This window comes from uncultured Desulfovibrio sp. (genome assembly GCF_902477725.1).
Lineage (GTDB): Bacteria > Desulfobacterota > Desulfovibrionia > Desulfovibrionales > Desulfovibrionaceae > Desulfovibrio.
On record NZ_CABSIF010000001.1, the window covers coordinates 121,192 to 136,204 of the forward strand.

A 15,013-nucleotide genomic window follows, 5' to 3' on the forward strand; every position below is an offset into this window, starting at 1 on the left:
AACAGAGTGCTTATACTGAAAGAAGCATGCGGAAAACCCGCAGCTTAAATCTGCTTGAGAGGAAAATGCATGACCAGCCAGATCAAGACTGTTCTTCTGCTCGCCCTGCTTTCCGCCATTATAATTATGCTTGGCGGCCTGATGGGAGGGCGCACAGGCGTTATCTTTGCCTTTGGCCTAGCCCTGATCATGAACGTGGGCAGCTACTGGTATTCTGACAAGATAGTGCTTTCCATGTACCGCGCGCGCGAGCTCGCACCGGAGGAAGCACCATATCTGCACAAAATTGTGGAAGAACTTGCCCACAATGCGGGCATTCCCAAGCCGCGCATCTGCGTGGTGCCTGAAGAAGCTCCCAATGCTTTTGCCACGGGCCGCAACCCGGAAAATGCCGTTGTTGCCGTCACGGAAGGCATCATGCGCCTGCTCTCGCCCGAAGAACTGCGCGGTGTGCTGGCGCATGAAGTCGGGCACATCGTCAACCGCGACATCCTTATTCAGACCATTGCGGGCGTTATGGGTTCCGCCATTGTGACCCTTGCCAATATCTTTCAGTTTACGGCCATTTTTGGCGGCAACCGGGACGAAGAAGGCGGCGGAACCAACCCCATTGCCGCCATTGCCATGGCCCTGCTGGCACCCATGGCTGCCGGTCTTATCCAGATGGCGATTTCACGCTCGCGCGAGTATCTGGCGGACGACACTGGCGCCGCGCTTTGCGGTCAGCCCTTGGCCCTTGCCGGGGCGCTGAACAAGCTGGGCATCGCCAGCGGCCAGATCCCCATGCAGGAAGGCAACCCCAGCACGGAACAGATGTTCATTGTGACCCCCATGTACGCTCATGGCGGCATGGCAAGCCTCTTCAGCACCCATCCGCCCCTGGAAGAGCGCATTCGCCGTCTGCGCGAAATGGCAGCTTCCGGGCGCTGAAAACCACAGCCCATGAGGTAGATGATGCACGCACGCCTTGTTTGCGCCGCCCTGCTGAGCCTTGCGCTGATAGCCTGTAACAAGGCCCAGCCAACGCAGGACACTACGCCCCTTCCTCCGGTCGAACCATGCCCCTTTGTGTACGTCTACGCCCCCGGCAACTACATTGTAGATATTGCCAGCGGGTCACAGGTGATACTTGACCCTGGCGTACAGGAGTTCGATCTGTTCTGCTCGCCTGGCGAAGCACGGGCGGCTGTGAATGAAGCCGTGCGGCTCGGTGTTCTGACCGAGGGAGACTGGCGCATCTACCGACTTGAGGGCTCCATGGAAGAGATTGGCCAAAGGCAGCGCAACAACCAGCATACCCTTACCCGCATGACCCAGATTGTGGACTGGGTGGCTGAAGGTTTCTAAACGCCGCATATGAATGAATTGCAAAAGCTCCGGGCATGAAAAATGTCCGGAGCTTTTTTGTCTGCACTGGCACGTGGGGCTCAGTTTTTACGAAAAACCATGGTCATCATGTTGCCCCAGAATGGCGGCGACGGTTCTAGTGGTTCCTGCCCCCTGTTTATGGCCTCCACAGCCCTGCTGACAGCCTGAATGTCGCAAGCGGGGTTTGCATACGGGGTTTCCTCATAAAAGAACGTTTGCCCCACTGTGCTGCACCCCAGCGCCGCAAACTCGCCTGCCAGCGATTGCGGCGTGTAGCCCACACAGTCACACGGAGTAAGGCTGAAACGAAACCTCTTGCGGAACACCTGATGGCAATAAGCCTCCATGTTGGGCTGCGCGGTCACGTACACATGGCCGCCCGGCGCGAGCAGGGAAGCCGCCTTGCTGAAAAAGCGTCGCGGCGTGTGCACATACTGCAATACGCCGCGAAAAATAATCAGGTCGTAACCGGGGGCTATGTCCAGATCAGGGAAATATCCCTCTTGTACCGGGTACCGCTGCGCGGCCTTTAGTGCCGCCTCGTGCCCAAATTCCACACCATGGCACTCGTGCCCGGCAGCCGCGAACCAGTCCAGAAACAGGCCATCCGCACAACCTACATCCAGCACCCTGGCCCCGGGTTTCAGAAACTGGGCGATATACGCATAGTCCACCGCGTACATGCGCTGCCGCTGGGCACATTCTGCTTCTACCGCGCAGTGTTCACGGTTCTGATAATCCTGCCAGTAAGCAGACAAACCTTCGGGGTTAAGGCGATGGTCGCAATAGTACCCGCCGCAAGCGCACTTTTGCGCCATTACTCCCCCGCCGACCTCATAGACTACCTGACTCTGTCTGCTGCCACAGACAGGACAGGCGTCAACATTTTCCAGATAGCGCCGTTCAAAAAACTCTTCTTCCATAATTCCCTCCTCAAAAACACTAAAGCTCCTCTGGCCTGCCTGTCCAGTATGTCTGCATGAACTGGAGGCAGAAATTATGACGTGCAGAAAAATCGTATCTTCATCCAGCATGGAAGGCGTAAACGCATGAACGCATCCTTCCATGCCAGGCAAGTATTTGTGAAAATATAGGAAGATACAGCAAAAGCCCCGCAACGCACAGACAAGGTCTGATGCGGTGCGGGGCTTGATACGGTCAATAACAGTGTGAAGTGGTGGAGAAGCCTTACGAACGGTAGTCAGAGTTCAGGGTCACGTATTCATGACCAAGGTCGGAAGCCTGGAAATTGTAGAAACCGGAACCGCCGCCCAGATCAATCTCCACCTGCACGTCCTTGGCCTTGAGCAGTTCGGCCAAGGCGTCTTCCTTGTCTTCATTGACAGGACAGCCCAGGCGGAAGCGCTCAATGCCGCACAGCTTCATGCTGACCTTGGCGGGGTCAAACTTCGCGCCGCTGTAACCAACAGCCGTAACGATGCGGCCCCAGTTGGCATCGCCGCCGTAGATGGCGGTCTTTACCAGCTGTGAATGCCCCACGCTGCGCGCCACGGTGCGGGCATCGTCATCACTGGCGGCACCGGTCACGGTGATGTGGATAACCTTGCTGGCTCCTTCACCATCCATAACCAGCATATGCGACACAGTGCCCAGAATGTCGGTAAGCGCTTCTTCCAGCAGTGCCAGATCAGCCGCACTTTCAGCGACAACGCCAGACGCGCCGTTGGCAAGGCCCAGAATGGTGTCGTTGGTCGAGGTGTCGCCGTCAACGCTCACCCGGTTGAAGGTCTTTTCCACGGCACGGCCAAACATGGCCTGCCAGGGATCGCGCGCCACCTTGGCGTCTGTAAGCGCCACGCAGAGCATGGTTGCCATATTGGGGCAGATCATGCCCGCGCCCTTGGCCATCACGGTAAGGCGCACAGTGCCGCCTGCAAGCGTAACCTCGCGCATGGAAAATTTGGGAAAGGCATCCGTGGTCATAAAGGCGCGGGTAAAGCCCTCCGCATCGCGAGTGCCGATATTGCTGACCAACTTGGGGACGGCATCAAGCCACAGATCCATTTTGAGATGCGCGCCCACAACGCCAGTGGAAAGGGGCAAAATTTCATCGGCCTCAAGCCCGCTAAGGCCAGCCACCATAGCCTGCGTGGCGTGGCAGTTGGCAAGCCCCTCATCACCGGTGCAGGCGTTGGCCTGGCCGGAATTGGCAAGAACAGCGCGCGCGGTGCCGCGACTTGCAAGTATTTCCTGGCACACAAGCACAGGTGCGGCCTTGAACAGGTTCTGGGTGAACATTCCCGCCAGCACAGCGGTTGTGTCTGAAACTATAATGCCAAGGTCGTCCCGGCCAGCCTTTTTGAAATTGGCAGCCGCAGCCCCAGCCCTGAAACCCTTTGGCAGATCGTCCTGCATCACCTACTCCATCACATCGTTGACTGTGCCGTGATGCCCCGGCAAAGAGCGAAGCTTCACGCAATATAGCAAATCCATATTTCCGTTAGCGCAGAATGCCCTTTTCTGGCCCTGCCAACAACAGCTAATTTCAGTGCCTGCCACAAACCAGACGGGGGAGAAAGCTTGCCGCTTCCTCCCCCGCCGTATAAAGCCCTGAGCGGCTAGGCCGCCAGGCTCAGATTATGTACGGCTCTTCTGGATTTCTTCGGCAATGGCCTGGGGCACGCGTTCGTAGTGATCGAACTGCATGGTGAAGGTGGCGCGGCCCTGAGTGCGCGAACGCAGGTCAGTGGCATAGCCGAACATGGCGGAAAGCGGCACCTGAGCGCGCACGCTCTGCGCGCCGCCAGCGCGGGCTTCCATGCTCTGCACGCGGCCACGGCGGCCATTGAGGTCGCCCATGACGTCGCCGAGGTATTCTTCAGGCGTAACCACTTCCACGTCCATGATGGGTTCGAGCAGCACAGGGGTGGCCTTGCGCATGCCGTCCTTGATGGCCATGGAGCCGGCCACGTAGAAGGCCTGTTCCGAAGAGTCAACTTCGTGGTACGAACCAAAAATGAGCTTAACCTTCACGTCCACGACGGGGAAGCCAGCCAGCACGCCGGACTTCAGGGCATCGTTGATACCCTTGTCCACTGCGGGGATGTATTCCTTGGGAATAACGCCGCCGGAGATGGCATTGACGAACTCATAACCGTTGCCGGGATTGGGTTCCACTTCAATGACAACGTGACCGTACTGACCACGACCACCAGACTGCTTGGCGTACTTGAGGTCCGACTTGGCAGGCTTGGAAATGGTTTCGCGGTAGGCAACCTGGGGCTTGCCCACGTTGGCGTTCACGCCGAATTCGCGGGTGAGGCGGTCAACAATGATTTCCAGGTGCAGTTCGCCCATACCGGCGATCAGGGTCTGGTTGGTTTCATCGTCGCCCTTCACGCGGAACGAGGGATCTTCCTTGGCCAGCTTGTTCAGGGCGGCGGAAAGAGCGTCGCGGTCGGCCTTGGTCTTGGGCTCAATGGCAACTTCGATAACCGGATCAGGAATGTTCAGCGATTCCAGAATGACTTCGCGCTTTTCGTCGCACAGGGTGTCGCCGGTGGAGGCGTTTTTCAGACCCACCAGAGCCACGATGTCGCCAGCGCCAGCCCATTTCACGTCTTCACGCTTGTTGGCGTGCATCTTCAGGATGCGGCCAATGCGTTCGCGCTTGCCGGTGTTGGCGTTGTACACGGTCATGCCGGATTCAAGGAAGCCGGAGTAAATACGGAAGAAGGACAAGTGACCGATGAAGGGGTCGGAGAAAAGCTTGAACACCAGACCGGCAAGGGGTTCCTTGTCGTCGCAATGGCATTCCACAATGTCTTCGGGCTTGCCAGCAACGTGGCCGGGCATGGCCGGGATGTCCACCGGAGAAGGCAAGTAGTCCACCACCGCGTCCAGCAGGGGCTGCACACCCATGTTGCGGAAGGCGGAACCCAGCAGCACCGGCACGATGTTGCGGGCAATGGTGGCCTTGCGGATGCAGGAGATGATTTCTTCTTCGGAAAGAGTCTCGCCGGCAAGGTACTTTTCGAGCAGGGCTTCGTCTTCCTCTGCCACGGCTTCCAGCATCTCGTGATGCTTTTCGTCGTAAAGATCCTTCATTTCGGCAGGCACGTCTTCAACGCTGAATTCCGCGCCCTTGGAGCTTTTGTCAAAACGGATGGCATGCCCGCGCACCAGATCCACCACGCCTTCAAACTTGTCTTCGCTGCCGATGGGCAACTGCAACGGCACGGCCTTGGCGCCAAGACGGTCGTGAATCATCTCCACGCAACGGAAGAAGTTGGCGCCGATACGGTCCATCTTGTTCACAAAGCAGATGCGGGGGACATTGTAGCGGTCAGCCTGACGCCACACGGTTTCAGACTGGGGTTCCACGCCGGCAACGGCGTCGAACACGCACACGGCACCGTCGAGCACGCGCAGCGAACGTTCCACTTCAATGGTGAAGTCCACGTGGCCGGGGGTGTCGATGATGTTAACGCGGCAGTCTTTCCAGAAGCAGGTGGTGGCGGCGGAAGTAATGGTAATGCCGCGTTCCTGTTCCTGCTCCATCCAGTCCATGGTGGAGGCGCCGTCGTGCGTTTCGCCGATCTTGTGATTAACGCCGGTGTAGAAAAGAATGCGTTCGGTGGTGGTAGTCTTGCCTGCGTCAATATGGGCCATAATGCCGATATTGCGCTGTTTGTTTACAGCAACGGTGCGGGACACGGTGTTTCCTCCATACTGCGGATGCGGTGTGGTGCAAAGCCGACGCCGCTTCCTTGCGGACGCGGCGTCGGGCTGAATTCAGATAAAAAACGGAAGGCCCTCTTACCAGCGGTAGTGAGCGAAAGCCTTGTTCGCGTCGGCCATGCGGTGCGTGTCTTCACGCTTTTTCACCGCGCCGCCGCGTCCGTTGAAAGCATCCAGCAGTTCGGCGGAAAGCTTGGCAGTCATGCCTTTTTCACCGCGCGAACGGGCATAGTTGATAAGCCAGCGGATCGACAGGGAAACCTGGCGTTCCGGGCGCACTTCCATAGGCACCTGGTAGGTGGCGCCGCCAACGCGGCGGGCCTTGACTTCCATGTGGGGCTTCACATTGTCCAGGGCCTTTTCAAAGGCGCGCATGGGTTCTTCGCCCGACTTTTCAGCCAGGGTCTCAAGGGAGCTGTAGAAAATCTTTTCGGCTGCACCCTTCTTGCCGTCGAACATAAGCCTGTTCACAAACTTGGTGACAAGGCGGCTGGAGTACAACGGATCGGGCAGCACTTCCCTCTTCGGGACAGGACCTTTACGGGGCATGGGGTTTCTCCTTCATGCTTGATTTGCGGCGGCACCAAACCCCGCGGCGACCGGCGCTCCCCAGGGGAAGCAGCCAGGCGGGCCGCATGGCACGCGCCGAAAGAATAAAACTACTTGGGACGCTTGGCGCCGTACTTGGAACGGCTCTTGCGACGATCGGCCACGCCGGACGTATCAAGGGTACCGCGCACGATGTGGTAACGGACACCGGGCAAGTCTTTTACACGACCGCCGCGGATGATGACCACGGAGTGTTCCTGAAGGTTGTGGCCTTCGCCGGGGATGTAGGCCGTAACTTCGATACCGTTGGTCAGGCGCACACGGGCGACCTTACGCAGAGCCGAGTTAGGCTTTTTCGGGGTGGTGGTGTAAACGCGGGTGCAAACGCCACGGCGCTGCGGGCAAGCCTGCAGGGCGGGGGTCTTCTTGCGCTTCACCACGGCCTTCCGCTCAATGCGGATAAGCTGGTTAATCGTGGGCATTATTTCCCTCCATATGGGATATTGCGCTCAAAAAAGAGCTTTTTGAACGACAGGACATAGCGTGTCCGCCAGGGCCTGTCAATAGGCAGGCCCTGGCGGACACGTGCACAAAAAATTTATTTTTATACCAAAGGCTGACAAAAAAACAAGCTGTTAGCCAACGGGCGGCATCAGTAAGTCCGTTTTAGTGGGGCATGGAGCCTGAAAAAAAATGTATGACAAGTACCCCAAGCACAATCAGCCCGAGGCCGAGGCAGGCGGCAAGATCAAGCTTCTGCCCAAAAACCAGCAAGCCCAGAAGCGAAACCAGCACAATGCCAATGCCACTCCAGATGCCGTATGATATGCCCATGGGCACGACATTGAGCACCTTGGAAAGCAGGTAGAATGAAATACCATAGCCGAGCAGCGAAGCAAGGGTGGGCAAAAGACGGCTCATGCCCTCCGAATGCTTGAGACAGGCCGTGGCCCCCACCTCGACCAGAATGGCCGCTCCAAGCTGAACATACGCCATCGCGGCAGGAGTCATATCAACCTCTTTTGTATACAGGGGCGGCAAAGCCACCCGCAGGAACTGCGGCGCGGACAACAGGCAACCGCCCGCCGTCCGCGCCGCATATTCAGACCGGAAACCCCTTGGGGCGACAGCCGGTTATTCTTCGTTCAGGGCCTCGGCAAAACGGGCACGCAGGGCCTGCATTTTTTCCTTGGCATCCAGCAGCTTTTCGGCGCGTTCACGCTCGCGGGCCACCACATCCGCAGGGGCGCGGCTCACAAAACTCTCGTTGCTCAGCTTCATGTTCACACCCACCACGTCTTTTTCAAGCTTGGCGATTTCCTTGTCCAGACGTGCCAGCTCGCCGTTCAGATCCACAGCGCCCTTGAGGGGCACAATAACCTGGCAGCCTTCCACCACCGCAGAGGCCGAAGCCTTGGGCGCGTGTACATCCGCGCCGATGGTGAGGGTTTCAAGCCGCGCCAGGGTGGCCATGCACTGACTGCTGGCCTCGAGCAGTTCGGCCTGGGCCGCGTCCACAGGGTGCAGCATGAGGCTGACCTTGTGGCTGGGGCTGATGCCAAGTTCCGCCTTGATGGTGCGCACGGCCACAATGATGCCCTGAATCAGCTCCATGCGACCGGCTTCCAGCGGGCGCAGGCAGGCCGGGCGCGCGGCGGGGTACAGCTCGCGGGCGATGTCTGTGGCCTTTTCGCCAGCCGCCACGGGCAAGGCGGCCCATATTTCGGCAGTCACGAATGGCACGATGGGGTGCAGCAGCACCAGCAGCTCGCGCAGGGCCAGCCACAGCACATACTGGGCCTCGGCCTTGCGTTTGGGATCTTCAGACTGCATGTCGGGCTTGATAAGCTCAAGATACCAGTCGCAGAATTCATTCCACAGGAACTTGTAACCCAACTGCGCCGCATCGTTGAAGCGGTAGTCGGCCAGGGCCTTGTCCATATCCTGCTTGACCACTTCAAGCCGGTGCAGCAGCCACTGATGGTGCAGACCGGGAACCGTCTCGGGAGCCACCGGGGCCGGGGCTTCTTCCGGCAGGTTCATGAGGGCGAAGCGGGCCGCGTTCCAGAGCTTGTTCACAAAGTGGCGGTAGCCCTCGATGCGCTCCTCGGAAAGGCGGATGTCGCGCCCCATGGCGGCAAAGGCCGTCAGGGTAAAACGCAGGGCATCGCAGCCGTATTTGTCGATCATTTCCAGCGGGTCGATGACGTTGCCCGTGGATTTGGACATCTTGCGGCCAGAGGAATCACGCACAAGGGCATGCAGATACACATCCTTGAACGGCACTTCGCCCATGAAGTGGATGCCCATCATCATCATGCGGGCCACCCAGAAGAACAGGATGTCAAAGCCCGTAACCAGCACCGAGGTGGGGTACCAGCGGCGCAGATCCTTGGTGTCCTCAGGCCAGCCCATGGTGGAGAAAGGCCACAGCGCGGAGGAGAACCACGTGTCCAGCACGTCTTCTTCCTGCTTCAGCGCGCCGCCGCACTTGGGGCAGACTGCGGGGGCTTCTTCGGCCACCACCAGTTCACCGCAGGATTCGCAGTTCCAGGCCGGGATGCGGTGCCCCCACCAAATCTGACGGCTGATGCACCAATCGCGGATGTTATCAAGCCAGTGATAGTAGGTCTTGAGCCACGTTTCGGGAAAAATCTTGGTCATGCCGGGCACGGCATCGCGCGCGGCAGGGGCCATCTTGGTGGCGGCCACAAACCACTGCGTGGAAACGTGCGGTTCGACCACCGTATGACAGCGGTAGCAATGGCCCACGGCGTGATCGATTTCTTCTATGCCCTCAAGCTGCCCGGCGGCTTCAATATCGGCCACGATGCGGGTGCGGCATTCTTCCTTGGCAAGGCCCGCATAGGCCCCGGCCTCGGCGGTCATGATGCCGTTTTCGTCAATGGCCTTGAGGAAGACGAGGTCGTGCTTCTTGCCCAGCATCCAGTCGTTATGGTCGTGGCAGGGCGTCACTTTGAGCGCGCCTGTGCCAAATTCGCGGTCAACATAGGCATCGGCGATAATGGGGATCTCGCGCCCAAGCACGGGGACCACGGCCTTTTTGCCTATGAGGGCGGTGTAGCGCTCATCTTCGGGGTGCACGCAAATGGCGGTGTCGCCAGGGATGGTCTCGGGCCGGGTGGTGGCAATGGTGATATGCCCGCTGCCGTCGGCCAGCTGATAGCGCACCTTCCACAACTTGCCCCGGCTCTGCTCGTGTTCCACTTCGTCATCGGCAAGAGCCGTGTGGCAGCGCGAGCACCAGTTGATGATGTAATCGCCCTTGTAGATCAGCCCTTCATTATAGAGCTGCACAAAAACCTTGCGCACGGCGGCGGAAAGGCCTTCATCCATGGTGAAGCGCAGACGCGTCCAGTCCACGGAATCGCCAAGGGCGCGCGCCTGATCAAGAATGCGGTGGCCGTATTCATCGCGCCATTCCCACACCCGGTCGATAAAGGCTTCGCGGCCAAGATCCTTGCGGCTCTTGCCTTCCTTGGCCAGGGCGCGTTCCACCACGTTCTGCGTAGCAATGCCCGCGTGGTCGGTGCCGGGCACCCAGAGCACGTTCTTGCCCTTCTGGCGGGCGTGACGGCAGAGCACGTCAATAAGTGTATGGTTGAGCGCATGCCCTATGTGCAACGCGCCCGTGACATTGGGCGGCGGAATGACAATGGAATACGGCTCGCCGGGAGCGTCCGGATCGGGCGTAAAGGTTTTGTCATCTTCCCAGTGCTTGCGCCACCGGGCTTCAACGTCATGGGGCTCATAGCCCTTGGGTAGCGTATCCGCCATCTTGCTTTCTCCATGAAAGGCGGCGATAATGCGGTATATGTTTGCCGCACAGCCAATCTGCATTTTATGGGACGCGTCCCACATCTGGGGCCTCATGGCCTGGCGCGCTGTTCGCGCGCTGGGACTGCCCTGCCGCCTGGTTAAGGGACAAGAAATAGCCGAAGGCGCGTATTTAGGCAAGCCGGGGGGCGTCAGCCCCAATGGCGGCCCGCAACAGGGCGGCGCAGGCGTAAGCCTGCTGCTGGTTCCCGGCGGCAACGCACGGCTTAAGGCCTCGGGCCTCGGCAAAAACGGGCGCGAAGCCGTGCGCCAGTGGGTGGAACGCGGCGGCAACTATCTGGGTTTCTGCGGCGGTTCTGGCCTTGCCCTGACCCACCCCAATCCCGACCACGGCCTGAATATCTGCCCCTGGGCGCGGGCCGCTTATCCTGAGCGTCTGTACCATCTTATTTCCGGGCATGTGCGGACCCACGTTGCCAGCGGGCATGAATTTTCGCCCCGCAGGCCCGCCGCGCCAGCCAACCAGCCCGTGAACGGGCACAATGATACTGGCTCAACTGCCCCCCTGTGCCCCGGTGTTCGCCGCGCTGCCGCGCGGCAGGCCCAGTGCGGAACACCATCTGAAATATTTTCTCCTTCCCTGCCTGTCTGGTGGCCGGGGCGCTTTGCGCCTGAAAAGAACGACAACGTCACCGTGCTGGCCTCCTACGGTTCGCCAGATGCGGATTTCTGGCTGGCGGACCTGCCCCTGCAAAGCTTGCCCTCCAAGGTTTTTTCTCACTGGCGCGACCTTTATGGTCTGAACCTCTCGGCAGATTTTCTTGAAGGCCAACCCATGGCCGTGACCGGAGCTTACGGGCAGGGACGCTATGTGCTGAGCTACTCGCACCTTGAAACGCCACACAGCCCCGATGCCAACGCGTGGCTGGCCCAGTTGCTGCGCAGCATGACAGGCCTTGAGCCAACACGCGAAGATGTGCCCCTGTGGCAACTGCGCCACCCCTGCGCCGCATGGCCAGAAGGTTCAGGCGGCCCTCTGCTGGACGCGCTGCGCCACATGCGCGAACTGCTTGATCTGGCTGTGGCCCACCACCTTTTCTTTGGTCGCACCCACTGGCTGTGGGGCTGGCGCACGGGTCTGCCCGGCGCGGCCTGCAACAACCTGCATGCGGCATTGTGCACGGCGGCAAGCCTCGAGCCATCAGCGGCGGCCTTGGCCTATTGGCAGCAGATGGCCCCGCGCTTTGCCAAGCTTGAAGGCCTGTTTGCCGCCGGAGCGGAAGATTATTTTCTGGCCTGCCGCCTCGCGGAGACCCTCTCCCCCACCATGCCGGACGCCATTGACAAACGCGGCCTTGACCACCAGCGCGAAGCGCTGTTCGGGCACCCCATGAACGGCGGGGGCATTCTGGCCGAGCTTCTGGAAATGGTTGAAGAGCTTGTTTACCTTTCCCAGACCTCCATGCCCTGCGATCTGGCCTGATTCCGCTGCGCCTGATCCGTCACGGCGTCATGCCCCGCCCGCCTCTGCGCGCCGCAAGCGCTGGACGCCGAGGCCGCAAGCCGCTATGAGGGCTTTTTGCATCAACCTCCAATGCCAAGGCTCACATGTACGCATTTGATCTCGGCTGCGCCGCCTACCAGCGCGCCTTTGAAATACAAAAACAGGCGCAGGCTTACGTGCTTCAGGGCGGCGACGACATTCTGCTGCTTCTGGAGCATCCGCCCACCGTCACCCTGGGCAAAAACTCCGGCCAGGAGAATCTGCCTCCCAACCTCGCCAGTCTGTGGGGTTCGGCTGTGGATGTTGTGCACAGCACGCGCGGCGGCAATATTACCTGCCATTTTCCCGGTCAGCTGGTGGCCTACCCCATCATCAATCTGAAAAAGCGCACCGGGGGCGTCCGGGCCTATGTAAATGATGTGGAAGAAGCCGCCATCCGCACGGTGCGGCGCTTTGGTATTGAAGCGGCCCGCAAGCCGGGCTTTCCCGGCGTATGGGTGGGCGGCAGCAAGATTGCCTCTCTGGGCATTGCCGTGCAGCGCCACGTGACCCTGCACGGTCTGGCCATGAATGTGGACAGGGATCTTTCCCTCTTCAACATCATCACCCCCTGCGGCCTTGACGGCGTGACCGCCACCTCGGTGCAGCGGGAACAAGTCGGCGACCTGGCGACTATGGATGCTGTGAAAGCATGCTTTCTTGAGGCCTTTTGCGAGGTTTTCAGCCAGCCGCTGCCGCCCCTGCAATCGACGCAAGCCTGCGAAGCCCTGCTCGCGGGCCAACCGTAACGGGATGCAGGACGAATCAAATCACAAGCCCAACACCAGTTCAGGCAATTTGCGGCATGCCGCCGCAGGTGCCCCAGCAAGGACGAAATAGATGACCCAACCCGATTCTTCCGGCAATTCCGGTTCTGCCAACGCCCCTCTGCGCAAGCCCGCATGGCTGCGCCGCCCGCTGGCCTCCGACAAACGCTTTTTCACCACCTCCGCCCTGCTGAACGAGCAGGGGCTTTCCACCGTCTGCAAGGAGGCCAACTGCCCCAACCGGCAGGAATGCTTTTCTTCCGGCACGGCCACATTTCTGATTTTGGGTGAAACCTGTACGCGCAACTGCCGCTTCTGCAATATCCACCCCGGCCAGACCAGCGCCCCCGACCCCACGGAACCGCAGCGCGTGGCTCAGGCCGCCGTGACGCTGGGGCTCAGGCATGTCGTTGTCACTTCTGTGACGCGTGACGACCTTGCGGATGGTGGCTCTGCCCAATTTGCCGCAGTAATTACGGCGCTGCGGCAGGCTCTCCCCGACAGCAGCGTCGAGGTGCTTATCCCCGATTTTCAGGGCAATGCCGATGCCCTGCGCACGGTCATGGACGCCAAACCCCATATCATCAACCACAATGTGGAAACGCACCCCGCGCTCTATGCGCAGGTGCGGCCACAGGCCGATTACGAACAAAGCCTGGAACTGCTGCGCCGCGTGAACGATTGCGGCATGATGGCCAAGAGCGGCCTCATGGTGGGGCTGGGGGAGACAGACGCGCAGGTGCTTGAGGTGCTCAAGGACCTGCACACTGTGGGCTGCTCCATTGTGACCATCGGCCAGTATCTGCCGCCCACAAGCCAGCACCACAAGCTTGACCGCTATGTGACGCCGGAACAGTTTGACGAGTACGCCGCCTACGGTAAATCACTGGGTTTGCGCCATGTGTTTTCCGGCCCGCTGGTGCGCAGCAGCTACCACGCAGCCAACTTTGCCTGATTGCGGGCCAATCGCTGGCCAGCCTCTACCTGCCCCAACCGCGCAACCATAAAAAGCGGGCTTTGCTCCCCGGATCACCCCGGAGAACAAAGCCCGCTTTTCGTTCCTCAAATTTCAAGGTTCGGCTTAAACCATGCCCAACACCTGAAAACCCCATACAAAACCTGTCAGGGTAAAAATGCTTAGTCCGTTGGCGACCACCGCCGTAAGGGCCGCTTCTTCCGGCACGGCGCTGTACACCTCGGCGATGACCGTCACCACCAGAGCCGTGGCCGTGGCGCTGATGATCACACTGATCACGAGCCACAGGCCCGAAACACCCAGGGCCGCCAGCATGGCCCAGCACAACAGCGGGTGCAGCACCAGCTTGCAGAGAATAAACCACGCATGCCGCACAAAGGCGTGGCCGTGAGCCTGCCGCGTAGCCACCACCAGCTTTTGCCGCAAATCAAGCCCCAGAGCCAGCAGCATGCAGGGGGCCGCCGTGTAGCCCACAAGGCTCACCGCGCGGTCAAGGGGAGCCCACAGACCAAGCCCGGAGGCGGAAAGCGCTATGCCCGCCAGAGTCGAAAGCAGAATGGGGTTGCCGAGGATAAAAACTTTCAGGAGCTTGCCCACAAATTTCAGGGGATTGCCGCCGTCCCAGGCCAGCGATCCGGCCAGAGCATCCAGACGGGACTGCCCGATGATCATGACCACATTGGGCGTGAGGGTGCACAGACCAGCAATGAGCATGGCCGTGGCATTGCCGGGGAACAGGTTGGACACGATGGGCAGCCCCACAAAGGCGGCATTGCAGGCGGAACACGAAAGCCCGGCAATAACGCCCGGCCCCACGCCGCGCCGACAAAAAATTCTGTCGCCCACATAGCCAAGGCAGTACACCACCAGCTGGGAACCAAGGATGCCCCCCCAGAAAGCCCAGTGCCCAAGATCAGCCAGGCTGGCCCCGGCCAGCAGGTGCAGAATCAGCAGAGGCAGAGCCAGCTTGAGCACATAGATGCCAAGGACAGGGCCAGCGTTTTCGGGCAATACATCGCGACTGCGCAAAAGAACGCCCGCGCCAATAATCAGAAATACGGGCATGACGGCAAACAGCGCTTGAAACATAATCAACCTTTTCCATTTGGATGCGTTTTTCGCCCACCGGCGTGTCCGGCTGGCGACGGCGAAACTATGGCGCGGCTTGTCTACCTTGTCCAGCAAAAACTGTTTGGTCGTTCAAACAGTTTTTAAGCTGTATAATTACAGAATATTACAAAAACGATATCATCTGTTTCAAGCCTTTGGCAACCTTTTGCCAAAGGTTCAGCACCGCCACTTTTCAGCTCA

The 15,013-nt window shown here is 59.6% G+C and carries 13 protein-coding genes; 5 read left to right on the forward strand and 8 right to left on the reverse strand.

Annotated elements, in window-relative coordinates:
• The first annotated feature begins 69 nt into the window (after positions 1-69).
• Together RDK48_RS00560 and RDK48_RS00565 are read left to right on the forward strand one after the other, a co-directional pair.
• Entirely contained in the window at positions 70-930 is an 861-nt protein-coding gene (locus tag RDK48_RS00560) for a zinc metalloprotease HtpX (protein ID WP_298996045.1), read from the forward strand.
• Between the two features lie 21 nt (positions 931-951).
• Positions 952-1,347: a DVU_2496 family lipoprotein gene (locus RDK48_RS00565; RefSeq protein WP_298996047.1), complete on the forward strand. Its 396-nt coding sequence runs from the start codon at positions 952-954 to the stop codon at positions 1,345-1,347.
• Positions 1,348-1,427: 80 nt separating this feature from the next.
• Here the strand turns inward: RDK48_RS00565 and RDK48_RS00570 are convergent, their stop codons facing one another.
• The 7 genes from RDK48_RS00570 to RDK48_RS00600 form a co-directional block, all read right to left on the reverse strand.
• The gene (locus RDK48_RS00570; protein WP_298996049.1) at positions 1,428-2,291 is read right to left on the reverse strand and encodes a bifunctional 2-polyprenyl-6-hydroxyphenol methylase/3-demethylubiquinol 3-O-methyltransferase UbiG; all 864 of its coding nucleotides are present in this window, start codon (positions 2,289-2,291) and stop codon (positions 1,428-1,430) included.
• Positions 2,292-2,556: 265 nt separating this feature from the next.
• Positions 2,557-3,744, reverse strand: coding sequence for a bifunctional glutamate N-acetyltransferase/amino-acid acetyltransferase ArgJ (argJ, locus tag RDK48_RS00575; RefSeq protein WP_298996052.1), 1,188 nt, complete (start codon positions 3,742-3,744; stop codon positions 2,557-2,559).
• A 222-nt stretch (positions 3,745-3,966) separates the two neighbouring features.
• Positions 3,967-6,045: an elongation factor G gene (gene fusA / locus RDK48_RS00580; RefSeq protein ID WP_298996054.1), complete on the reverse strand. Its 2,079-nt coding sequence runs from the start codon at positions 6,043-6,045 to the stop codon at positions 3,967-3,969.
• 102 nt (positions 6,046-6,147) lie between these two features.
• Positions 6,148-6,618: a 30S ribosomal protein S7 gene (gene rpsG, locus RDK48_RS00585; RefSeq protein WP_022659738.1), complete on the reverse strand. Its 471-nt coding sequence runs from the start codon at positions 6,616-6,618 to the stop codon at positions 6,148-6,150.
• A gap of 110 nt (positions 6,619-6,728) precedes the next feature.
• Entirely contained in the window at positions 6,729-7,100 is a 372-nt protein-coding gene (rpsL, locus tag RDK48_RS00590) for a 30S ribosomal protein S12 (protein WP_008683436.1), read from the reverse strand.
• Positions 7,101-7,284: 184 nt separating this feature from the next.
• Positions 7,285-7,614, reverse strand: coding sequence for an SMR family transporter (locus RDK48_RS00595; RefSeq protein WP_366005759.1), 330 nt, complete (start codon positions 7,612-7,614; stop codon positions 7,285-7,287).
• 138 nt (positions 7,615-7,752) lie between these two features.
• Positions 7,753-10,416 carry a valine--tRNA ligase gene (locus RDK48_RS00600; protein ID WP_298996060.1) on the reverse strand — a complete coding sequence of 888 codons (2,664 nt, stop codon included), beginning with the start codon at positions 10,414-10,416 and terminating at the stop codon, positions 7,753-7,755.
• Positions 10,417-10,444: 28 nt separating this feature from the next.
• On the opposite strand from RDK48_RS00600, the gene RDK48_RS00605 reads away from it, so the two are divergent.
• From RDK48_RS00605 to lipA, 3 genes are all read left to right on the forward strand, one after another.
• A complete protein-coding gene (locus RDK48_RS00605; protein ID WP_298996063.1) occupies positions 10,445-11,899 on the forward strand; it encodes a BPL-N domain-containing protein in 1,455 nt (484 codons plus the stop codon).
• Positions 11,900-12,024: 125 nt separating this feature from the next.
• Positions 12,025-12,708: a lipoyl(octanoyl) transferase LipB gene (lipB, locus tag RDK48_RS00610; RefSeq protein WP_298996065.1), complete on the forward strand. Its 684-nt coding sequence runs from the start codon at positions 12,025-12,027 to the stop codon at positions 12,706-12,708.
• 91 nt (positions 12,709-12,799) lie between these two features.
• A complete protein-coding gene (lipA, locus tag RDK48_RS00615; protein ID WP_298996067.1) occupies positions 12,800-13,681 on the forward strand; it encodes a lipoyl synthase in 882 nt (293 codons plus the stop codon).
• 126 nt (positions 13,682-13,807) lie between these two features.
• Here the strand turns inward: lipA and RDK48_RS00620 are convergent, their stop codons facing one another.
• Positions 13,808-14,791 carry an AEC family transporter gene (locus tag RDK48_RS00620; RefSeq protein WP_298996068.1) on the reverse strand — a complete coding sequence of 328 codons (984 nt, stop codon included), beginning with the start codon at positions 14,789-14,791 and terminating at the stop codon, positions 13,808-13,810.
• Positions 14,792-15,013: the final 222 nt, after the last annotated feature.